At 66.1% G+C, this 22,247-nt stretch carries 19 protein-coding genes; 7 read left to right on the top strand and 12 right to left on the bottom strand.

From position 1 onward, the window contains the following. The first annotated feature begins 204 nt into the window (after nucleotides 1-204). Nucleotides 205-1,272, top strand: a complete 1,068-nt coding sequence (locus ASC68_RS21310) for a helix-turn-helix transcriptional regulator (protein ID WP_197421338.1) — start codon at nucleotides 205-207, stop codon at nucleotides 1,270-1,272. Between the two features lie 114 nt (nucleotides 1,273-1,386). On the opposite strand, the gene ASC68_RS21305 is transcribed toward ASC68_RS21310, so the two are convergent. Further along, complete coding sequence (locus tag ASC68_RS21305; protein WP_055883777.1) at nucleotides 1,387-2,466, bottom strand: helix-turn-helix transcriptional regulator; 1,080 nt, start codon at nucleotides 2,464-2,466, stop codon at nucleotides 1,387-1,389. Nucleotides 2,467-2,692: 226 nt separating this feature from the next. Between ASC68_RS21305 and ASC68_RS21300 the strand changes: the two genes are divergently transcribed. After that, nucleotides 2,693-3,307 (top strand): hypothetical protein, encoded by a 615-nt coding sequence (locus ASC68_RS21300; protein WP_055883773.1) that lies wholly within the window; start codon nucleotides 2,693-2,695, stop codon nucleotides 3,305-3,307. A 72-nt stretch (nucleotides 3,308-3,379) separates the two neighbouring features. On the opposite strand, the gene ASC68_RS21295 is transcribed toward ASC68_RS21300, so the two are convergent. The 7 genes from ASC68_RS21295 to ASC68_RS21265 form a co-directional block, all read right to left on the bottom strand. Further along, a complete protein-coding gene (locus tag ASC68_RS21295) occupies nucleotides 3,380-4,204 on the bottom strand; it encodes a transporter substrate-binding domain-containing protein (RefSeq protein WP_055883771.1) in 825 nt (274 codons plus the stop codon). 257 nt (nucleotides 4,205-4,461) lie between these two features. Continuing rightward, the gene (locus tag ASC68_RS21290) at nucleotides 4,462-6,300 is read right to left on the bottom strand and encodes a PQQ-binding-like beta-propeller repeat protein (RefSeq protein ID WP_055883767.1); all 1,839 of its coding nucleotides are present in this window, start codon (nucleotides 6,298-6,300) and stop codon (nucleotides 4,462-4,464) included. 42 nt (nucleotides 6,301-6,342) lie between these two features. Further along, entirely contained in the window at nucleotides 6,343-6,963 is a 621-nt protein-coding gene (locus ASC68_RS21285; RefSeq protein WP_055883765.1) for a cytochrome c, read from the bottom strand. A gap of 190 nt (nucleotides 6,964-7,153) precedes the next feature. Then, the gene (locus ASC68_RS21280) at nucleotides 7,154-7,963 is read right to left on the bottom strand and encodes a transporter substrate-binding domain-containing protein (RefSeq protein WP_055883762.1); all 810 of its coding nucleotides are present in this window, start codon (nucleotides 7,961-7,963) and stop codon (nucleotides 7,154-7,156) included. Beyond that, the gene (locus ASC68_RS21275) at nucleotides 7,960-8,772 is read right to left on the bottom strand and encodes an ABC transporter permease (protein WP_055883758.1); all 813 of its coding nucleotides are present in this window, start codon (nucleotides 8,770-8,772) and stop codon (nucleotides 7,960-7,962) included. Before ASC68_RS21275 ends, ASC68_RS21280 begins: the two co-directional genes overlap by 4 nt. Then, entirely contained in the window at nucleotides 8,769-9,743 is a 975-nt protein-coding gene (locus ASC68_RS21270; protein WP_248310580.1) for an ABC transporter ATP-binding protein, read from the bottom strand. Before ASC68_RS21270 ends, ASC68_RS21275 begins: the two co-directional genes overlap by 4 nt. A gap of 155 nt (nucleotides 9,744-9,898) precedes the next feature. Continuing rightward, nucleotides 9,899-10,885 carry a phosphoribosylaminoimidazolesuccinocarboxamide synthase gene (locus ASC68_RS21265; RefSeq protein WP_055883753.1) on the bottom strand — a complete coding sequence of 329 codons (987 nt, stop codon included), beginning with the start codon at nucleotides 10,883-10,885 and terminating at the stop codon, nucleotides 9,899-9,901. A gap of 357 nt (nucleotides 10,886-11,242) precedes the next feature. On the opposite strand from ASC68_RS21265, the gene ASC68_RS21260 reads away from it, so the two are divergent. The 4 genes from ASC68_RS21260 (at nucleotide 11,243) to ASC68_RS21250 (ending at nucleotide 14,365) form a co-directional block, all read left to right on the top strand. Continuing rightward, nucleotides 11,243-12,382, top strand: a complete 1,140-nt coding sequence (locus ASC68_RS21260; protein WP_055883749.1) for an MFS transporter — start codon at nucleotides 11,243-11,245, stop codon at nucleotides 12,380-12,382. 272 nt (nucleotides 12,383-12,654) lie between these two features. Further along, on the top strand, nucleotides 12,655-13,194 hold the full coding sequence (locus ASC68_RS21255) for an adenylate kinase (RefSeq protein ID WP_055883747.1): 540 nt from the start codon (nucleotides 12,655-12,657) through the stop codon (nucleotides 13,192-13,194). A gap of 323 nt (nucleotides 13,195-13,517) precedes the next feature. Then, a complete protein-coding gene (locus ASC68_RS29395; protein ID WP_282569968.1) occupies nucleotides 13,518-13,649 on the top strand; it encodes a hypothetical protein in 132 nt (43 codons plus the stop codon). Between the two features lie 152 nt (nucleotides 13,650-13,801). Continuing rightward, nucleotides 13,802-14,365 (top strand): methyltransferase, encoded by a 564-nt coding sequence (locus tag ASC68_RS21250; protein WP_156387403.1) that lies wholly within the window; start codon nucleotides 13,802-13,804, stop codon nucleotides 14,363-14,365. 318 nt (nucleotides 14,366-14,683) lie between these two features. On the opposite strand, the gene ASC68_RS21245 is transcribed toward ASC68_RS21250, so the two are convergent. From ASC68_RS21245 to ASC68_RS21235, 3 genes are all read right to left on the bottom strand, one after another. Beyond that, nucleotides 14,684-15,901 carry an MFS transporter gene (locus ASC68_RS21245; protein ID WP_244488522.1) on the bottom strand — a complete coding sequence of 406 codons (1,218 nt, stop codon included), beginning with the start codon at nucleotides 15,899-15,901 and terminating at the stop codon, nucleotides 14,684-14,686. Between the two features lie 85 nt (nucleotides 15,902-15,986). Further along, nucleotides 15,987-16,745 (bottom strand): alpha/beta hydrolase, encoded by a 759-nt coding sequence (locus ASC68_RS21240; protein ID WP_055883742.1) that lies wholly within the window; start codon nucleotides 16,743-16,745, stop codon nucleotides 15,987-15,989. A 110-nt stretch (nucleotides 16,746-16,855) separates the two neighbouring features. Further along, nucleotides 16,856-17,755: an AraC family transcriptional regulator gene (locus ASC68_RS21235; RefSeq protein ID WP_055883740.1), complete on the bottom strand. Its 900-nt coding sequence runs from the start codon at nucleotides 17,753-17,755 to the stop codon at nucleotides 16,856-16,858. Nucleotides 17,756-17,890: 135 nt separating this feature from the next. On the opposite strand from ASC68_RS21235, the gene ASC68_RS21230 reads away from it, so the two are divergent. Continuing rightward, nucleotides 17,891-20,758, top strand: a complete 2,868-nt coding sequence (locus tag ASC68_RS21230) for a winged helix-turn-helix domain-containing protein (protein WP_055883737.1) — start codon at nucleotides 17,891-17,893, stop codon at nucleotides 20,756-20,758. Here the strand turns inward: ASC68_RS21230 and ASC68_RS21225 are convergent. Continuing rightward, nucleotides 20,755-22,080: an MFS transporter gene (locus ASC68_RS21225; protein ID WP_197421336.1), complete on the bottom strand. Its 1,326-nt coding sequence runs from the start codon at nucleotides 22,078-22,080 to the stop codon at nucleotides 20,755-20,757. The genes ASC68_RS21230 and ASC68_RS21225 overlap by 4 nt on opposite strands. Between the last annotated feature and the right edge of the window lie 167 nt (nucleotides 22,081-22,247).

The raw sequence follows: 22,247 nt of genomic DNA, 5'->3' as shown, positions 1-22,247 counted from the left end.
GAGCGACATGCCTGGTGGGGAAGGGACGCCGTCTTTCAACAATTGGCGTCACCCATTCGGGTGAGGGGCTGGTCCATGCTGGTGCGGAGGCGTTGCCTCGCAGCGTGAACACACTCCTCGAACCCGCGTTCTGCTATGGCAACGCGAGGGCAGTTGGTGCAAGTCTAGCACTTACGAAACGGTCGTGATTGCAGCACCATGGATATGGATACGCTGGTCGAGGGAATATACGAGGCGGCGGTCATTCCGGAATACTGGCCGCGCATCCTGGAGCAGATCGGCAGTCTCGCTGACGGGGACGCTGCATCGCTGATTGCCTTCGGCCACGATACAGGCCTGCGCTATGTTACCACGAAGAGCTATGAGGCGGCGTTTTCGGACTACGCCGCCAATGGCGCAAGCCTGCCCAATATCCGACCGCAGAGAAGCCTCGAGCGCATGCCGATGGCATTTGCGCATGACATCGAGGTTTGTTCACAGACCGAGCTCGATGCTGATCCCATCTACATCCGGTTTATCAGGCCGTATGGATTCGGCTGGACTGCAGGTACCGCCGTCCCAGTACCGAGTGGCGATCTGATTGTTTACGACGTGGCCAAATCCACCACCAGAGGCCCCTTCACCCGCGCAGCGATGGAGCGGCTCGATTCATGCCGCCCGCATCTGGCAAGGGCCGCGCTGCTGGCGCATCGACTGCGGATGCAGCAGGCCAGGGCGACGACCGAAGCCCTCGACATCCTGGGGCTGCCGGCGGCTGTGGTCGGGCGAAATCGCGCGGTCCTCGCAGCAAACGAGTCGTTGCTGGCGCTCGCACCGCGCGTGAAGATCGGAGCTTTCGACCGGATCTACCTGCGGGCCAAGGCAGCCGACGATCTCTTTGCTGCGGCACTGTCCAGCTCCAGCTTCAACGGCGTGCGATCGATCCCCCTGGCGGCGACCGAAAACGCGCCGGCCATCGTCGCTCATGTGGTCCCGATCCGACGCGCCGCCGGCGACATTTTTGCCCGCGCCGAGGTTCTGGTGCTCCTCACCCCGGTGACGGCCCCGTCGGCGCCCCTCACTGAAGTGCTGACCGGGCTCTTCGACCTGACGCCCGCCGAGGCGAAAGTCGCCCGCGGCATCTCGGTCGGCCGATCGGTCGAGCAACTCGCGGCTTCGCACGGCATCTCTCGCGAGACCATCCGTACCCAGCTCAAGTCGCTGATGATGAAGACCGGCACGAGCCGCCAGGCCGAGCTCGCAGTGCTGTTGGGCGGCCTTCGACCGCTCTGAGAGGCGGCAGGGTATCGGGCGGACGACATCACATTTCGCGGGCCGGGTGATGACCAGCCCCTGCAACCGGGCGGCGACCACATCGGAGAGGCCGCCTGGCCTTGGTGTGTCCCGTCAGCTGAACGGGCTGATGCCGCTGAGGAGGACCGCGAGTTCGGCTTGCCGGGCGGTGCCGGTTTTCATCATCACCGCTTTGAGCTGGGTGCGGACGGTCTCCCGCGACACGTTGCTGGCCGTGGCGATGGTTTCGACGGATCCGCCCAGCGAAATGGCCTTGGCCACCCTCGCTTCGGCCGGCGTCAGATCGAACAGACCCGTCAGCACCTCGGTGACCGGCGCATTTGGAGCGGTCACCTGGGTGAACAGCAGGAGCATTTCGCCGCGGGCAAAGACATCGTTGGCCGAGCGGCGGATCGGGACCAGGTGGGCGACCACGGCAGGGTGGACTTCGGTCGCCGGCATCGGCAAGGAGCGAACGTTGTCGTGGTCGAGTTCGGCGAGCGCGCGGCCGAGCAGCCTGTCGGCGTGCGCCGTCGCCAGATGCAGCCGATCGAACGCGCCGATGGTCACGCGTGAATCGAATGCTCTGAGCGAGTCATTGGCCGAAAGGACGCGGCGGTCGCTCTGCAGCACCGCGGCGGGGAGCCCCAGCGCGTCAAGCGCGTCGGTGGCGGCCCGGGCCGCCTTGAGGTTCAGCCGGTGCGCCAGCAAGGCGGCACGCGCCAGGTGCGGACGGTAGAGGTCCAGCCGTTCCATGTCGGTGCGTCCGAACGGCTCGGTTCGTCTGGCAAAATCGAAAACCAGGATGTCGGCGGTCGGCACCGGGATGAGCGTGCCGCCGGTCCAGCGAATGGCGTGCGGATAGATGAAGTCGCGATACACCGGGTCGGTATCGAGCTCGGATTGGGTGAACAGTTCGAGGTCGTGCTGGAAGCCGACATGCCCGTTCGCAAGGGCCCGCCTGGGGCGTTGGTTGTCATAGCGGCCGGCATCTCCCCGCGAGGCAAAGCTCTCGAATACCGGGAGGTAGCTGGGGGTCGCGGTGAACCGCATGCGCTGCTGGGGGTCGAAGACGAGCAGGCCGGATCCGCTGGCGCCGACCACCTGGCTCATATGGCCCAGAACATCGGGCCAAAGCTCCGGGATGGCGGCCGCCTCGTAGATCTCGTCAACGATTTGCTGATCAGCCTGCATCTGGCGTCTCGGGTCGACCACATGCCAACTACTCCTTCGGCAGGTCGAAGGCAAACTCAGCCTCGAACGGCTCAACCTCGGTTCGTCCCGACGACCCTCCGGCCGTCATCGCGGGATGGCACGACAGGTGGTTCAACTCATCGGTGAGGTGATCTAGAAGGCATGAACAAGCGCTTCCGTTAGCGGTTGACCGGCCGTCGGGCGGAAAAGTGCGATAGAGAGAGCCATGACACTGCTGCGCGACCTGAGCATGAGTGACATCGTATCGCGGATCGGCGCGGTGCTGGTCTACGCCTGGCTGCAGGGCTTGTTGCTGGCGGGCCTGGCGCGCCTGCTTGGCGATCGGCGGCCGCAATTCGATGGCCGGTTGTCAGCCAATCCGTTCGCGCAGCTGTCGCTGTGGGGCCTGGCCGTCGGCGTGCTGTTCGCGATGAGCTGGGTGCGGCCGCTGCGCTATGAGGTGGCGAGCAACCGGCTGGGCGGCTGGGGCGTCGCGGTGGTGGTGCTGGGCGGGCTCATTGGCATGGCGCTGCTGGTGCCGGTGGCCGACCTGCTGCGGCCGCTGGCGCTGCTGCTGCCACAGAGCGGCGCCTATGTGGTGCTCTATGTGATTGGCCAGTTTCAGCTGGTGACGGCCGGATCGGTGCTGCTGAACCTCCTGCCGATCCCGGGGCTGGCCGCCGGAGCCATCTGGCAGGCTGTGCGGCCGGAACAGGGACGCCGGCTGCCGCGCTACCAGTCGCTCGGCCTCGCGGCGGTCACGGCCGCAGTGGTGGCGGGGCTGATCCCGAGCCTTGGGGCGGTGGTGCTGCCGTATCTGAGTTTGACGGGGAATGCGTAGGGGGCACCGGCGGTGCGGTAATCCTCCCACGCCACGCGGGGGAGGATTACGGAGAGGCCGGTGCGCTTGGGTCTACTCCCCAGCCCGCCCGGCGTAGCCGAACTGCTTGAGCAGGCCATCGATGGTGCCGTCGGCGACGAGGGCGTCGATGGCCTGGTCGATCTGGCTCCTCAAAAAGCCGTTGCGGCTCGAGACCAGGGCGCCGACATGGGTCTCGGAAGCGGGGATGGGATCGTTGGCGATGACGCGGAGCGCGGCTGCCTCGGGTCGTTCCTGTTGCAGGCGCGCCAGCACCGGCTGCCACAGGATCATCCCGGCAATGGTGCCGTCGAGCACCCGGGTCGCCATCAGGTTCGGGTCGGCATAGGGCAGCCGCACCCAGCGGTCGGCCTTGCTGCGCTGCTGCGCCCAGGTGATGTAGTTCATCTCGCCCATGCTGGCGATTGCCGTGCCGAGCCGCTGGTCTTTGGGGATATCGCCGAGCCGCTGCCAGTCGGGGTTCTTGACGGCGAGGACAAACGGGATGGTGGCGTAAGGGCGGGTGATCGAGAAGCTGTCAGACAAGGGCGTATTGGGCGACACCGAGACCCCCATGAACATGTCACAGTCATTGTTCATGGCGAGGTTCAGCTCGTCCATGAAGCCATCGCCGGTGAGCGGAAAGCCGCCAAAGCCTTCCATCACCTTCACCTCGAGAAACAGCGCATCACCCAGCGCCTTGGCCACCGCCTCGTCGAAGGCGCGGCCTAGACTGGTGCGGTCGAAACAGACCTGGATCGAGTCGCCGGCCTGGCGGCGGGTATTGTCGAACTCTTCCGGCGGCACGCCCGAGGTCTGGGCGAGGGCGGCGCCGGTCGAGAGCAGCAGCAGCGCCGGGGCGAGCAGTTTCAGCAGCATGATAGTCTCCTAGGTCGTTTCACTTTTGGACTGCGCCGGAGAAGGGGGTGTGCTCGAGCTTCGACCCATCCACCGGCTGTCATCCCTGCGAAAGCAGGGACCCATCCATCCACCTGCGCGGGCCGTGAGTTGGGTCCCTGCTTTCGCAGGGATGACATCGAGGGTGGGGCGATGGCAGTGGCAGTGATTCAACCCATCCGTGATCTAAAAAGGAAAGGGGCCAGCGGCCCCTTTCCCATTCGTTCCGATCAGATCATTCAGCTTCCGGACTTGGGCAGCTTGAATACGAAGATCGAGTTGCCCGAGCCGGTCGGCAGCGGGATCTCCGGGAAGGCCGAGGAGATCGAGCTGGCGGCGTTCGAGTAACCGGTCGGCACCACGAGGTACTGCTCGCCATCGATCTCGTAGGTCGACGGGTAGCCGCCGATCGGAGCGTTCAGGCGCTGCGACCAGACGACCTCGCCGGTCTCCTGATCCCAGGCGTTGATGTTGCGGGCGGCGTCGCCGCCGAACACCAGGCCGCCGGCCGTGGCCAGCACCGACGAGGTCATCGACGGGCGGCTGCGATACTGCCACTTGTGGTCGCCCTGCGTCGGGTTGATGCCGACCGCATCGAGCAGGCCCGCATCGGTGATGCCTTCGGGCAGCACGCGCGGCCCGAACTTGACGGCGCCGACGGCGTTGCCGGCGGTGAACTCGACCTGGGTCGGGGCCACGGTGTTGCAGGCTTCGGTCAGCGGCACATAATAGGCCTGGGTGAGCGGGCTGTACGAGCCGGTCATCCACAGCTTGCCACCCGAAACCGAGGCGCAGACCAGGTGCTCTTCGCCGACCGCCTTGGAGATGAGGTCGGTGTTGATCTGCACGGTGCCGTCGGCATCGACGCCGGTCACGACGTTCTGCTGCACGGTGTCCTTGTGCCACAGGTACTTGCCGGTATCGCGATCGAGGGCGAAGACGATGCCGTTCTTGCCGGCGGCGGTGATCAGGAGGTGCTGCGTCTTGCCGTCGACTTCCTGGTCGACCAGGATGCGTTCGAACGGGCTGTCGAGGTCCCAGTTATCGCGCGGCAGGTGCTGGTAGTACCACTTGAGCTTGCCGGTCTCGACGTCGAGGGCGAGCGTCGAGTTGGTGTAGAGCACGCTGCCTTCGCCCGAGCCGCGGATCAGCTCGGAATAGGGGCCAGGCATACCGATGCCCCAGAACGTGGTCTTGGTTGCCGGATCATAGGCGCCGGTCGTCCAGGGCGTGCCGCCCCAGCGGTTTTCCGGCGGCACATCGCCCCAGCTTTCACCCTGCTTGGGGTTTTCCGGGTCGTCGATGGTGTTGAAGCGCCAGAGCTCTTCACCGGTGTTGATGTCGTGCGCCATGATGAAGCAACCGCCGGCGGTGCCGGCGATCGAGCAGCCGGAAATGGCGGAGATGATCTTGCCGTCGGCGATCAGCGGGCCAACGGTGTAGCTGTAGCCCTTCTGGGTATCGAGGACCTGCTTCTCCCACACCGGCTTGCCGTCCTTGGCATTGAGCACGACGATGCGTGCATCGACGGTGGTGAGGATGATCTTGTCCTCATAGAGGGCGATCGAGTTCTTCTGCCGGCGCGCCTGGTTGATCTGGTAGCTCCAGGAGCTGGGCAGCTCGGCCAGCGTCGGGCGATACTGCCAGACCAGGTCACCGGTCTTGGCGTCGAGCGCCTCGACGATGTTGTTGTTGGTCTGCAGGAACATGATGCCGTCGTGCACCAGCGGCGCGGTTTCCTGGATGCCGGCTTCGGCCATCGGCCAGGCCCAGGCGAGCTGCAGCTTGCCAACCGTATCCTTGTTGATCAGGTCGAGCTGGCTATAGCCCTGGTTGTTGTAGTTCCCGCGGAACATCAACCACTCTTCCTTGGGCGGATTGGCCAGCATGTCGGCCGTGACCGGGACATAGTTCTTGGTCCGCTCCGGAGCGGGCGTGGCCGCCGCATCGGCGGCGGGTGCAGCCGCAGCGGGCGCGGTCGCCGCGGGCGCAGCCGCGTTCTGTGCGAGGGCAGGGCCAGCAAACAATGCCAGCGCGGTCGTGGCGACCAACACGGACTTCAAAAGTTCGATTTTCATCGAGACCTCCTAAAAGCGGCACACATCAGTGCGCCAGATAACTCAGTTGGCAGCGGGCGCGGCGACGGTGGGGAGCGTCTTGCCCCAGGTGAAGGCCTGCGGAACTGCGGGAGTCGTTGCAGCGGCGGGCGCCGCGGCATCGGTGGGGGCAGGGCCACCCGGCAGCTGCTTGCCCCAGGTGAAAGCCTGCGGGACGGCAGTTGCAGCGGCAGCAGTGGTGGCGTCGGGCGTTGCCGTTGCGGCGGGCGCCGCCGCGGCAGCGCCTGCCTGGGTCTCGGCCGGCAGCGAAATGGCGGCGAGCTTGTCGGCATCTGATGTCAGCGGCTCGTCCCCCGGCTGGGCGCCGTTGAACTTCATGATGTAGGCAATGATGTTGAGGTAGGTCTCATCGCCAAGCTGGCCCGGCGCCGAGGGCGGCATGGCAACGTGAATAAAGTCGTACAACCCGCCGGCCGTGGCCCAGTTCTGCATCACGTCCGAGCCCGCGAGACCGGGAGCATCCGGACCCTCGAGCTGCTTGCCGTGACACTGGGCGCAGTTGGCGTTGTAGGCAGTTTCGCCGGCAGTGGCCTGCTCGGCGGTGAAACCGGCGGCATGGGCACCGCCACCGGACAACGCGGCAGCCAAGGCGACAACCGCGAGGGGGGTGATCTTTAGGGGCATCTTCGTCTCCCGAGAATGGGCTGGCGCACCGACCGGGAGGAAGATTCCGTTCGGCACGTCGTCTATGGGAACTGACATTTCAGCGGCCATCTCTCAATCTCACAAAATGCATAATCGGTTCGCACGCCCATGCGACTTTCGTCATAGTGAAGCAAAACTTAGTGATGGAACCAAAACCGGCGCCGTGCGTTCACGGCGCTTCTTCAATGGTTTCAATATGATAACGAGCTTCCAGCGCCGCCATGTCGCCGGCGGCCTCGAGCCTCTGCAGCGCCGCGGCGACGGCCCGCTTGAGCGTCTGGTCGCCCTTCCACAGGCCGAACGCCATGCGGAAGCGCGGGAACTGCGCCTCGGCCAACCAGAACGCCCTGACCCCCTCGGGCAATGCCATGCCAGCCGTGAGAAAGCGCTCGGTGATACCGGCCGCGGCGCGCCCGCTCGCCAGGGTTTCGGCGAATTGCTGCGGCGAACGGGCGGGAATCACCTGCAGCGATTGCTGTCTGAGCCAGCCCGACAGTTTCAGCCGGTCGAGCCCGCTGGTGCCGGGCAGTACCACGACGGAGCCGCCGGCCGCGGGGAGTTGTCCGCTCTTGGATACGCCCACCCAGCCGGTCTCGATCGGCGTGGGGATGGTCTGGAGGAAACTGCGGCTCTGCAGCGTGTCGGCGACGCCGCCGGCAATGATGTCGCACTGGCCTCGGGTCAGCGACCAGTTGCGCGGATTGAAGTCGGTACCGATCGAACTCAGCGTATTGACGGCGAGCCGCAGCCCCAGCTCTGCGGCGAGTTTTGCCCCGAGCTCAATGTCAAAGCCGGGCTGCTGCGGATCGCCGGTGACGAGGGGCGGGTAGCTCGGCGGCACGCAGAGTTTCAAGACGCCGGTCTTCTGCCGATCGCTGAGCGAGGTATCGGGCGGCAAAAAGCTGAGCGTCGTCAGCAGCGCCACCGCGATCAACAGGTTGATCGCAGGCTGGATCCAGCGATTTCTGCCGCCTTTCATTGCCGCGCGAAATCGATGGTGGCGACGACAAAGAACACCACGGCCATGGCGACGATGACCCCGACACCCATTGCGGGGGCGAACTGGTTGAAATTGATCAGCACGCCGCGCAGCGCATCGACGGCATAGGTGATCGGGTTGATCTGCACCAGGAACACCAGCCACTCGGGATAGGTCACCGCCTGCTGGGCCCGAGTCAGCGCCGGATCGAGCGGAAAGATCGACGAAGAGGTGAAGTAGAGCGGCAGGATCACCGTGTTGGAGAACACGCCGAACCCCTCGAAACTACGCACCCGGGCCGCAAGGATCACCCCGAAGCTGGTGAGCCCGAACGCCAGGACGAACATCAGCAGCAGGGCCAGCGCCACCTGTTCGAGGCTGAGGGTAACGTCGGCGAAGCGGGCGAGGATCAGCACCAGCGCGCCATGCAGCGTTGCCACGGTGGCGCCGCCGAGCACCTTGCCGAGCAGGATCAGCCAGCGTGGCATGGGGGACACCAGCACTTCGCGCAGGAACCCGAATTCGCGATCCCAGATCACCGACACCGCGAACTGGATCGAGGTGTACATGATGTTGAGGACGATGACGGCCGGGAACAGGAACTGCAGGTAAGTGTAGGGGATGACGAAGCGGACCTCGCCATAGACCTCGCCGCGGAAATAGGGGTTGAGCCCGACGCCGAGGATCAGCAGCCAGATCAACGGCCGGCTGATGCCGCCGATGAGCTGCGCCCGGTCGCGCGTGGCGCGGGTGATTTCGCGCAGCCAGACGCCATAGAGGCCACGCAGCGCCATGACGATCGGGTTCATCGCCGCCCTCCGCGCCGGCCGGCGGCCTTGTCGGCATTGTGCTGGTCGTCGGCGCGATCGCGCAACTGGCGGCCGGTGAGCGACAGGAAGACGCTCTCGAGCGTCGGATCCTGGAACCGCACCTCAACCAGCCGATCGCGGAACGTGGTGAGGAATGCATCGGTCATGGCGCCATCATCGGCGGGGAGCGCAAGGCCGTGCGCGCCGAGCAACTGGGCATCGGGGCGCGTTGCCTGGATCGCTTCGAGCGCTGCCTGGTCGCGCGGGGTGAGGTGCAGCCAGCGACTGCCGTACTGGGCCTTCAGCGCCTCGGGCGAACCCTGGGCGATGATCTTGCCATGGTCGATGATGCAGATCGTATCGGCGCCCTCGACCTCCTCGATATAGTGCGTGGTGGTCAGCACGGTCAGGTCGCGGGCCCGTCGCAACTCATCGAGGTAGCGCCAGATCCGCACCCGGGTCTGGGCGTCGAGCCCCGCCGTCGGCTCGTCGAGGAACAGGATCTGCGGCTCGTGCAACAGGGCGCGGGCGATCTCCAGTCGGCGCCGCATGCCGCCCGAAAAGCTGCGGACGATCTCGTCGCGCCAGTCCTCGAGCTCGACCAGCGCCAGCACGGCGGCGCTGCGCTCGCGCCGGCGTTTGGGCGCCATGCCGTAGACGAGACCGTGGAACTCGAGGTTTTCCCAGGCGGTCAGGCGATCATCGAGGCTCGAATCCTGGAACACCACGCCGAGCGAGCGCCGCGCCTCGGTCTGCTGGCGCACCACGTCCGCCCCGGCGACGCGCGCGCTGCCGCCGTCGGGGCGGCGCAGCGTGCTGAGGATATTGAGCAGGGTGGTCTTGCCGGCGCCATTGGGGCCCAGCAAGGCGAAGCTCGAGCCGCGCCGGATCTCCAAAGTCAGGTTGTCGAGCACGGTCTTGCCCGCATAGGCGGCGCTCAGTCCATCGACGCTGATGGCGATTGCGGACAAGGACTGGGCCTCGGGGCCGGGCTGCGGCGAAGTCATATCGCCTGATACGCCCGCGTTCCGCGATAGTCGATCCGCAATTTGACGCTGGCGAAGCGCATGCCGCCAATAGCTCGAGCGTGCCGCTGAGTGCAGGGGAGCTCCCCTGCGCCTGGCTCTCAGCCCCCATGAAAACTCGCCAGGGCCGCCAGCACGCGCTCCTGCACCGGCGGGGTGGGCGGCGGCGGCTCGAACGGCTGGCCGGTAATCCTCTGGTAGGCTTCGACATAGGTCAGCGCCGTTTTCCAGATCAGCTCCGCCGGGATTTCGGGGACCTCATCGCGGTACGGATCGCATCGCGCCGCGACCCATTCGCGGATCACATCCTTGTCGAAGCTCTGCGGACGCTGCCCGGCGGCGAGGCGCTGCTCGTAGGTATCGGCGCGCCAGTAGCGGCTGGAATCGGGGGTGTGGATCTCGTCGGCGAGGCGAAGCCTGCCCTCGGCATCGAGCCCGAACTCATATTTGGTATCGGCGAGGATCAGCCCGCGTTCGGCGGCGAGCGCCTGGCCGCGGGCGAACAGGGCGAGCGCGGTCTCGCTCACTTCCTGCCACTGCGCCGTGCTCAGCAGGCCGCGCCCCAGGATCTCGGCTTCGGTGAGCGGCTCGTCATGCGCCCCGTCGGCGGCCTTGCTGGTGGGGGTGATGATCGGCGTCTCGAGCGCCTGGTTGTCGGCGAGGCCATCGGGGAACACCCGCCCGTACATCTGCCGGCGCCCAGCCTTGTACATGGTCAGGATCGAGGTGCTGGTGGTGCCGGCGAGGTAGCCGCGCACCACGATCTCCACCGGCAGGATCTCGAGGCGGCGGCCGACGACGATGTTCGGATCGGGATAGTCCAGCACGTGGTTAGGGCAGATATCGGCGGTCTCGGTGAAGGCCCAGCGGGCAATGCCATTGAGCACCTGGCCCTTGAACGGGACACAGCACAGCACCCGGTCGAAGGCCGACAGGCGGTCGGAGGTGATGAGGATGCGCCGCCCATCCGGCAGATCGTAATTGTCGCGCACCTTGCCGCGATAGAGCCCGGGCAGGCGCGGGTCGATCGCCTCCTTCAGCACCTGGTGCCGGCTGAGCGCGAGCCTGGTTTCATCGATCGTCGACATGGCCGTTCCCCAAACGCGGTATGGAGCCGGACGCGGGGTCCCCGCCTCGAGCTCGCTCCTCCGGCGTATCGCACCTGCCGAGCCGATCGGCCACAGTTTTTGCGGCCGGTGAGGACCGGCAGCGCCAGGAGCGGTCGCTCGCCGCGGGCCGCTTCGCGAACGGGCAGTTGTTCGCTTCTCGCCAGACCAGCGTGCGCGGGAAAAAACAGAGCGCCGGCAGCACAGCTCCGACGACCATTCAAATATTGGCCCAACAATGTTGTGCAACGCTCCGAAAGCTCCGCCACCGCCTGGTGGACGACAAGCGCAAATCACCCCGCCCCAGGTTCCCCGTCTGGTCAGTAGATGAGGTTCGCAATGTCGCCGATCGCCGCTATTCGACTGATCTTCTTTCTGGACGGACTAATCATCGCCAAGTGGCTGCCGCACCTGCCAGATATCCAGGCGCAGCTGGGACTGGATATCGGCCAGCTGGGGCTGGCGCTGGCAGCCTTGCCGCTGGGCATTATGGCGTCGCTGCCGCTGGTGGGCACTTTAGTCACCTCACGCATGTCCGAACGCGCCGCAATCCGCCTGACCTTCGCCTGGCTGGCGCTCACGTCCATCCTGCCTGGGCTGGCGTGGGATCTGCCGAGCTTCGCCGTCGCATTGTTCTTTTACGGCTCCGGCATCGCCGGGGTCGAAGTCGCGATGAACGCGACGGCGGATGCCGTCGAGACGCGGCTTGGCAAGCGCATCATGTCGAGCTGCCACGGGCTATGGAGCGTCGGCAACCTCGCCGGCGCGGCTCTGGGCAGCCTCGCGCTGTCGTTTCACCTCGAGGCAAATGTCACGCTCACCGTCGCTGCGCCCGTGCTGATGGCGGTGGCCTATTTGTCGACAGGCCAGCTGGCTCGCACCCCGATCTCGTCGGCGCCGGGACCGGCGCTCACCCTGCCGGACCTGCCACTGCTGCTGCTTTGCCTGTTGCCGTTCTGTGCCTGCGTGCTCGAAGGGGCGATGGCGGACTGGGCGGCGGTCTATCTGAGGACCGAACATGGGGCGCAGGCGGCGCTTACCGGCGCAGGGTTTGGCATCTTCGCGGCGATCATGGCCGGCACACGGCTGACAGGCGACCGGCTGATCGATCGTCTCGGGCCGGTCTTTCTCGCACGGTGCTGCGGGGTTTCCGGCCTGTTGGGGCTGACGGTGATCTGGGCGGCGCCAAACGTCTGGACGGCGCTGCTGGGCTTTGCGCTGATGGGATTCGCTGCGTCCCTGATCTTCCCGATCTCGGTGACGGCGGCAGCGCGGCAGCCCGGCCGTTCCTCGGCGATGAACATCGCCGCGCTGTCGTTGATCTGCTTTTCCGGCTACGTCATCGGCCCGCCGGTCGTCGGCTTCATCGCCGGCCTTGTGGGCCTGCGCACAGCGCTCGCCTGTCTTATTCCGTTCGCGATCGGCGTGCTGCTGCTGGCTCCGCGGGTCCAGCCGAAGGTGTCAGTACAAGTGACCTGAACAGCGGCGACGGCGGACGCCATACTGTTCGCCGGGGTCGGAACCAGTCATTCACTGCCTCCGCTGGTGAACGTTGGGATGCGTCTCAGATGTTCTCTCAGTCGCCACGCGATGTTGCGGTTGTCCCCATAGATGCGGATATCCCCAGCACCGTTGGCCCGCCGGGTTTTGCTGCGAGCGTCCGCTTCGCGCCAGAGGCGGCCATTGGGCTGCGCCTTCCCGCTTCCTACCGGTCGCACTATGGTCGTTGGAGACGTGCGGCCGGGGCAGCCATGAAAAGAGTTGCGATATTCGGGAATGCAGGTGGGGGAAAGTCTACGCTCGCCAAACGCCTGGCCGAGATCACGCGGTTACCGCTGCACGTATTGGATAAGATGCAATACGGGGCCGGCGGTGTTGCAGTCCCGCACGAGGCGTTCCTCAAGGCACACGCTGAGTTGCTGCGTCGAGATACCTGGATCATCGATGGCTTCGGCAGTGTCGAGACCGCCTGGGAGCGGTTCGCCGTAGCCGATACGCTCATCCACATCGATCTGCCCCTCGTCACGCATTACTGGTGGGTGACCAAGCGCCTGATCAAGGGACCCTATGTCGCGCCGGAGGGGTGGCCGCAGAACAGTCCGTTGTGGCGCAGCACGATGAGCAGCTATGGCGTGCTGTTGCGGTGCCATCGTGCGTTGACGCCGCGGTACAGGCAGCTCGTTGGTGACATGGCGGCATCGAAGCAGGTTTACCGGCTGAAGTCGCGGGCGGAGATTGGCACATTCCTCGCCTCAATCGACCGCGCTACGCCCGTTGAGGACAACCTCTAGTCATCTTGGTGCTGCCAACGTCGACCGTCCGCTTCGGGCCAGAAGCGGACATCGGCCGAGGACCGCTTCGCGCCATGCGGAGGTCCAGCCCTCAACGGCTGCAGTGCCGGTTCAGCACACCTTTGGTTTCTCCATGCCACCCGCGGGGTCTGTCTCGCATAGCGTCGCGTGCGTTCTTGATTCAGGGCTCAGCCCGGAGCATCTTGCCGTCGCGAATTCTTCGCATCCGGAGCACTCAATGAGAGCCTACTGATCCCAGCCACCCCTCCGCCGCCAGGCGAGCGAGCGCTTTTGCTCGCCCTGGATTCGGCACGGAGGCCGCTATGGATCAGATCGTTCTCTGGGTTGGACTCGCCGCTTCAATCGCAATAACCGCGGGCTTTGCCATCGATCACGGATCGGTATTCGGCAAGGTGCTGAGCTCTCTCTTGGCTTGGGCCAAGCGTCTGCGTTAGCGCATTTTCACGCCACGCCCCAAGCGGGCGGGTCGTGAATGCCGCGACCTCGCTGCGTTCCGCTGTAGGCGGCGCGGCGAGCCGCGGCCGCGAACCGACAGCCTCCCCTCGGAAACACTGGTCCCACTCAAAAACCATTTGAGGGGATGACGATGTTGGTAGTGACTATCGGCGCGGTGACGCTGCGACTGCAGACGGAACCTGGCCTCTTTTCTCCGCAATGGGCGGATGCTGGTACACTGGCGATGCTCTCGCTGATCACGTTCGATCCTAAAGACAAGGTTCTCGACCTCGGGTGCGGCTATGGCCTCGTGGGCATCCTGGCGGCCCACCACGTTTCGCCCGCGCAAGTGCTCATGGTCGACAACGATCCGACCGCTGTGGCGATCGCCCGCCGCAACGCGGATGCCAATGGCGTACCCAATGTGACGGTGGGGTTGTCAGATGGCTTAAGGGGCACGCGGGAGAGCGGGTTCACCAAGATCATCTCGAACCCGCCCTACCATGTCGATTTCTCCGTTCCGAAACACTTCATCGAGAAGGGCTTCAACCGCTTGGTCCTGGGTGGGACGATGTGGATGGTCACGAAGAGACGCGACTGGTACCGCAACAAGCTCGGCGCGATCTTCGGCGGCTGTCGGGTCAGCGAGATCGGGGGCTACTACGTGTTCGAAGCCACCAAACTTCGATCGACCTATGCCAGGTCGCGCCAGTGACTCCCAGACCGCCCGCCACTTTCAAGCCGAGCACCTCGCGACGATGACGTCCACTTTGGGCCAGGAGCAGTCCTCGGAAGCAGGTTGCAATGCGCCACGAGCAGTTCGTCTCGAAGCGAGCGGCAACGGCGGATTTTGGGCCGAGCAGCGGACCGGCAGTTTTCGCGCCCGGGGTGGCAGCTGCTACGGTAGCTGATGGCGGCTGCCACCCCATGCCCGGACATCTGGAGGAAATGCTGGCTGCGACCGAGGCATGCACCTCGGGCGGCAGACCCAAGGAAGGCGAGATCAGCTATCCCGGAGGCGCGGCTCAGCGCGCTAGCCCAGTCGAGACTGGCGTCGGGTGTGTGGGGCTCGTCGAACCATGGTCGCGATGAACAGCAGCAGCCCCGTGACGGTGAGGGCGAAGCCGGCCCAGATGGTGGACAAGAGGCCAAAGCCGGCTCCGATGGTCATGCCGCCAGCCCAGGCGCCCAGGGCATTGGCCACGTTGAGCGAAGCGAGGTTCATCGCGCCCATCAGCGTCGGCGATTCCGGTGCGAGGGCGACGAGGCGGACCTGGATGGTCGGGATGGCGGCCATCATCGCCGCGCCGACGCCGAACAGGCCAGCGAACAGCACCCAGGCGGTGCCGCCGAAAACTCCCATGGCGACCAGGACGGCGAGGGTGACGCCGTAGCCGGCGACGATACCGCGATCGGGGTAGCGATCGGCCAGGCGCCCGCCATAAAGGTTGCCCAGCATCATGCCGATGCCGAACAACCCCAGTGCCAGCGGGATGGTCTGCGGCGACAGCAGCAACAGGTCGGTGACGAACGGACCGATGAAGGTATAGACGGCAAAAATGCTGGAAATGCCGAGCGCCGCCACCCCCATCATCAACCACACCTTGGGCTTTGCCAGCCCATGCAGCTCGTGCACCACCGAAGCGCCGTTGAGCGCCGCGCTGCGCGGCACGTGCAGCCACAGCGACAGGAGCGACACGCCGCCCAGGGCGGCGATGGCGAGATAGGTCTGCCGCCAACCGATGCTCTGGCCGAGAAAGGTCGCAATCGGCGAACCGAAAATGGTGGCGACGGTCAACCCAGCCATGACGATGGCAAAGGCTCGCCCGGCATGGCCGGCGCCTACCACATGGGAGGCGACAAGCGCCCCGGCGCCGAAATAGGCGCCTTGCGGCAAGCCGGTGATGAAGCGGGCGGCGATGAACAGCTCGAGGTTGCTCGCGATTGCCGAGAGCACGTTGCCGATGACGAAGATGCAGATCAGCGCCAGAAGCAGGGTGCGCCGATTGAGACGGGCTGCCACCAGCGTCAAAGCCGGCGCACCGATCACCACGCCCACCGCATAGGCAGTGATGGCGTGAGTGGCCAACGGAATGTCGATGCCGAGTTCGGCCGAGAACAGCTGGATCATTCCCATGCTGGCGAACTCGGTGGTGCCGATTGAGAACGTGCCGAGCGCCAGCGCCAGCAAGCTCAGCCGGCGGCGGGCAGGGGGTGCAGCCACCGCGATGGCGGGGCCGGCGTCATCGATGACGGACACTTTGGTGCTCCTGACTTGGTGGAGGATGGCCGGCGATACCGGGGGGAGGCGATGTCGCCGGCCGGGGCGCCGCGCGCTACTGGGCGCCAGCCACCGCCGCGAGGATGGCGTCTGCCACCACCTGCGGGTGAGACAGCATCGGCACATGGCTCGACGCCACATGCACACTCGTCGCCTTCATGGTGTCGGCGAACATCTGCTGCAGCCCGGGCGGGATGATCTGGTCGTTGTCGGCGATCACGTACCAACTGGGCTTGCTGCTGAACGCGGCGGCGGTCACCTGTCCGTCGAAGGCACCCGAGAACAGCGGCGCCTGGGTAGCGGCGAGCAGCGCCGCGGCTTCGGGGGCGATGTCGGGCGCGAAATACTTGGCCATGCCGGCGGCCGACCAGGTGAGCCAGCCCTGCGCGTCGGCATGGATCTCGCCCTGCCACGGCGGCGGCTCGGGCGCCGCGCTGACGATGGCGTTGACCGATTGGCCGACCTCGGGCGCGAAGGCGGCGACATAGACCAGCCCGACCACCTTGTCGCTGTTGCCCGCCTCGGTGATGACCGCGCCGCCATAGGAATGGCCGACAAGGATCACCTCGCCCGGCTGATCGTCGATGACCCGCCGGGTGGCGGCGACATCGGCCTCGAACGAGGAGGCAGGGTTGTGCACGGCGATAACGTGGAGGCCGCGCTGTTGCAGCAGCGGCACCAGCTCGGACCAGCTGGAACCGTTGGCCCAGGCGCCGTGCACCAGCACGACGCTGAGATTATCAGCCGCGTGTACGGCAGGCACCATGATGGCGGCGCCAAACGCAGCGGCGGCGACGGCAGTCTTGATCGACATGGAAACTCTCCCTGGCTTCGATTTGCCGCTTGCTGCGACACCCTCAGCTGAGCAGAGACCTGTCCTTCGATATTTCCGGTTCTTGCCGAGCTATTGACCGAAATTGCCGTTCAGCTCTCCAGCACCGGCCGGCTGCGGTGGAGGTCGCGATAGGCGGTGGGGCTGACGCCGGTTGCCTTGCGAAACGCCCGGCAGAAACTGGCCTGTGAGCCAAAGCCGCTGTCGAGCGCAACTTCGGCCAGCGAAGTGCCGCCGCCGACGATCAGCTGCTGGGCGCCGCGGATGCGCCGCTCGGTCAGGTATTGGTGCGGCGCCAGGCCCGTGGCCTGGCGGAACAGCCGGGCGAAGTGGAACGGGCTGAGGCAGGCTTCGCCCGCCAGGTCGTCGAGCGAAATGGCCTCGCTGAGCCGCGCCTCGATATAGTCGAGCACGCGCCTCAACCGCCGCGGCTCGAGCGCCGGCTGGCGCTCCGCCGGCTGCCAGCGATCGGCCCGGTAGTTGCCGACGAGGTGGGCGGCGAGCGCGGTGCGCAAGCCATCGGCGAACAGCCGATCGACCGGCTGGCTTGGCCGCTCGATCAGGTCGCGGAGGGCAAGGCCGATCTGCGACAGCGTCGGGTCGGCAAAGCCGCCGGCATAGGCGATCTCCGCCTGGCCCGGATCGATGTCGTGGTCACGCAGCGCGCTATCCTCGAGCAGCTTTGCCGGCAGGTAGAGGATCAGGCATTCGACCTCGCCATCGAATTCGAGCAGCTTTTCCGCGGTGCCCGAGGGCGTCAACCAGCTGGTGCCGGGCAGCGCCAGCCCTTCCTGCAACGGCCCATCGGCGTGCCGCCGGATGCGCGAGCGGCCCGAAAGGATATAGGCGAGTTCGGTCATTTCGGGCCGATCGCAGCGATGGGACCCCGGCCCGATCTGCCGATGCTCGACCTGCAGCCCCGTCCAACTCGCCATGCCGGTGAGCCTGTTGCTGCCCGGCGGCGGCGCTGCGGTCTCAGGGGACGATGTCATGGGCACGCGATCCGCCTCGCTTGAACGAACGCCGCAACTTTGCTCATGTCCCCCGCGTGGGCGAGTTAAGCGCGGTTAATTCGGCGCCGAACGCAGGTTCGCCCGGGGGTGGCGCCTGGGGGGCAAGGGTACGCGATGGGCGATAGTCCACGAGGCAAGGCTGACCGGACTTACAGGTTCGGACCGTTTCGGCTGCTGCCGCAGCGGCGCCTGCTGCTGCGCGACGGGGTGCCGGTACGGATCGGCAGCCGCGCCTTCGATATTCTCGCTGTGCTGGTCGCGCGCTCCGATGAGGTGGTCGGCAAGCGCGAGCTGATGGCGCTGGTCTGGCCGACACTGTTCGTCGAGGAGAGCAACCTCAAGGTCAACATGAACGCGCTGCGCCGCGCCCTGGGCGATGCGCCGGACGGAGCCCAATACGTCGCCACCGTCATCGGCCGCGGCTACCGCTTCGTCGCTGCCGTCGTTTCCGAGGCAGCCTCCGATGCCGGCGCGCTGCCCGGCGCCGTCACGCGGACGAGCAACCTGCCGACCCCCACCACCCGCATCGTCGGGCGCCACGCGGTGATCGAGGCGACGCATCGCGATCTCGCCGAGGCGCGCCTGGTGTCGCTGGTCGGCCCCGGTGGCATCGGCAAAACCACGGTGGCGCTGGCCGTGGGGGAAGGCGAGCTGGCGCGGCACCGTGACGGTGTCTGGCTGGTTGATCTGTCGCCGCTGGTCGACCCGCTGCTCATCCCCAATGCCATCGCCACCGCCATCGGATTGAGCGCCCACTCGGCCAACATGCTCGAAGCCTTGTGCCAATATCTGCGCGAGCGCGACCTGCTGCTGCTGCTCGACAGCTGCGAACACCTCGTCGATGGCGTTGCGGCCGTGGCCGATCGCATCCTCGCTGAAAGCGTCGGTACTGCCATTCTCGCCACCAGCCGCGAGCCCTTGCGCGTCCAGGGTGAGCGGGTGCGCCGTCTGCCCGGCCTCGCTGCTCCCACCGCGGCGCCGCTCACCGCCGCCGAGGCGCTGGACTTTCCGGCCATCCAGCTGTTCGTCGATCGCGCCGTCGATGGCAACGAAGCCTTTGCACTCACCGACACCGACGCGCCCATCGCCGCCGAAATCTGCCGCCGGCTCGATGGCCTCGCCCTCGCCATCGAACTCGCCGCGCCGCATGTCGAGGCGCTCGGCGTCACCGGCGTGCTGCAGGCGCTTGAAGATCGGTTCAGCTTGCTGGAGGGGCGGCGCGGCGGCCCCGAACGGCATCGCACCCTACTCGCCACCATCGACTGGAGCTATCACCTGCTCTCGGCTTCCGAGCAAAAGCTGATGCGCCGACTATCGGTGTTTCAAGCCAGCTTCAGCCTCAATTCCGCCTGCGGCATCGCCATCGACGTCGACCGGCCGGTGGTGACGCGCGATCTTGGCCGACTCGTCGCCAAGTCGCTGGTGACGGCCGAGGTGCATGACAGCGCCATCGCATATCGCCAGCTCGATTCCACCCGCGCCTATGCGCTCGAAAAGCTCGCCGAGAGCGGCGAGATCGACGTGGTGCGCCGCTGCCTCGCCGAACACTGCATCGTTCTGCTCAGCGCCGCCGAGGCCGATATCGAGCGGCTGTCGCGCACCGATTGGCTCACCCGTTATGCCGGCAAGGTGGACGATATCCGCGCCGCCTTGCGCTGGACCTTTGACAGCTCGACGACCCGCAGCCTGGGCGTGCGGCTGACCGTTGCGGCGATCCCGTTCGGCAAGCAGCTGTCGCTGATTGAGGAAATCCGCATCGCCGTCGAGCGCGCGCTCGAGCCGCGGCTGGCACCCTATCGCAGCGCGCGCGACGAGCTGCTGCTCAACCTGACGCTGGGCGCGACGCTGCTGCACTCGCGCGGACCATTGTTGAGGGTGAAAGAGGCGCTCAACAAAGCGCTCGGCATTGCCGAAGAGCTGGGAGACATTGAATTGACGCTCGAATGCCTGCGAGGGCTCTCCGAGTACGAACTCTGGACCGGCGATTCCCGTTCGGCCATCGCGTTGGCCGAACGGATTGGTGCACTTGAAGGCCAGGGGCATAAGGCCGCTTTCGGTGACGCCGACGCCCAGACAGGTTCGGCACTGTCTTGGATGGGCGCCCTCGAACAGGCGCGGCAGCGCCTGGAGAAAATCGTTCACAAGCCCGTCGTATCTGACATACGGCCCGATGCCGCGCGCTTCGACTTTGACCAGCGGCTGACAGCGCGCGGCTCGTTGGCCACAGTTTTATGGTTGCAGGGCTTTGCCGATCAGGCTCTCGAGGCGGCGCAGCGCCAGCTTGAGGAAGCCGAGGCATCGAATTATGCGGTGTCGCTGTGTTCGGCCTTGCTGCACGGGTCGGTGATCATCGCCATGTATGTGAGGGACTACAACGCCGCCTATCGCCACCTCGACCGCGCCACCGAGCACGCGACCAGGCATGGGCTCACGATCTGGCGGGCCATGACGGTTGGCCCCCGATCACGCCTCGCGCTCTATACCCGCCAGTCTGTCGACCTGCACGCCCTTCGCGAAGCGCTAGCCGAAGTCCGCGATGGCGGCTTTCGGATTCGCTTACCCAATTACCTCACCCAGTACGGCGAGGCGTTGGCACGGCAAGGTGATCTCGAAAGCGGGCTCTCGACCATTGACGAGGCAATTGCGCTAGCAAGGAGTACTGGACAGGTCGTAGGCATTCCGGAAATCACGCGGATCAAAGGCAACGTCATCCGCTTCCAGGCGCCCGAGCAATGGGAAAACGCGATCGGGTGCTACAAGGAATCGATCGAGTTGGCTCGTCGTGAACATGCGCTCGCCTGGGAGCTGCGCTCGGCAATGAGCTTGGTCAAGCTCTGGCGCCACCATGGTGGGAACGCGGCGGCCGAGGATGCCCTTGCATTATGCTTCGGCCGCTTCACTGAGGGGTTCTCGACTGGCGACCTGCGGCAGGCTCGCGCCCTCATCGAGTCGCGCGGCAGCGCGACGATCTCGCAGCGCTAGGAGAGGGCGCTGGTCGGTTGCTGCCTCAGTGCTACCAGCCCTTTCCGGATAGGCGGCCAGATGACCGCAAAGGCGAGCAGCGCCGCCACCAAAGCCACCGTCGCCATGGCCGGTTGCAGACCGCCCTCGCCAAAGACATGCTCGGCCACCAGCGGCACCAGCGAGGGCCCGAGCCCAATGCCAAGCAGCGCGGATATAGTCAGCGAAAGCGCAATCGTCGTCGCACGCATTTCATTCGGCACACTTTCCTGCATGACGACGTGCCCGATCACATAGCCGCCTATTGACCCTAAAGCCCAGACGGCGAAGGCCAGCGCTGACTGTGGGCCGGTAGCAGCAAAGAACGTCGCCGAAGCTCCGGCGATGGTTAAGGTGTAGCAGCCGAGCAGCAGGACGATCCGCGTCGGTACGCCCCAGCGCCGGACGACGAGATCGGACAGGGCGCCACCTCCCACCGAGGCGATGACGCCACTCGTCGTGATCGACAGCGCCACGAGGCCGCCGGCCTCAAGCGCCGTCATCCCGTGTGAACGCTGCAGCAGCGTCGGCAGCCACGAGATCAGCGCATAGTCGCCGATCCCGAGCGCGCCCTTGACGAGGCAGACGCGCAGCACGGCGCCGTTGTCGGCCAGCAGTTGCCGTATTACCCCGGACAAGGGCATCAGCCCGGAGCTGTGCCCGCGTTGCGGTTCGCGGATCAGCAGCAGTAGCGGTACCAGCGCGAAGCCCGGGATGCCCACCAGAACGAAAAGTTGCCGCCACGCCTCGAGCGGCCCGATCAGTGGGATGCCGTCGAACCAGCCGGCAGCGCTCCAGCCCAGCACCAGGCCGCCGACAAAGAGCGCGGTTCCCGTGCCGAAAGTCGCTCCGAGCGCGAAGATGCCGAGTGCCGTACCGCGCCGACGGGCGGAAAAGCAGTCGATGATCAGCGACGAGGCCGCCGGGATCAGCGCCGCTTCGCCGAGGCCCACCCCGACGCGCGCGATGAAGAAGCTCCAGAAATCGCCGGCCAGCCCGCAGCAGATCGTCGCCGCCGACCACAGCGAGATCCCCGCGACGATGACGTTGCGCCGGTTGACCCGATCGGCGAGCCGGCCACTGGGGAGGCCCGCCAGTGCAAAGATCACGGCAAAGCCGGCGCCATGCAGCAGGCTGATCTGGAAGTCCGTGAGGCCGAGCTCGGCGCGGATCGGATCGACGACCAGGTTGATCACCAGCCGATCGGTGAACGACACCAGCAGCGCGAGGCAAAGGATGGTGACGGCATACCAGCCGCGCGCGGTCGCGCGCGATGCCTCGTCCGGCATTAGCTCTGCTGCCATCGGCTGGTCCCTCCGCCGTCTGCCCCAGGGCGCCCGCCCCCCCGGGTCCCGCGACGAAATCAGTGGCACGGCCGTTCGAGAGCGACAAGCGGGGGCCTACCGCAGGCCAAACATAGCAATATCGGCCCGATCGGCGGCAAGCAGCGCAAAGAGCGACGATGCGCGCC

The organism is Devosia sp. Root105 (genome assembly GCF_001424865.1).
Taxonomy (GTDB): Bacteria; Pseudomonadota; Alphaproteobacteria; order Rhizobiales; family Devosiaceae; genus Devosia_A.
Note: the sequence above shows the minus strand (reverse complement) of the source record. Positions and strands in the feature narration are given on the sequence as shown.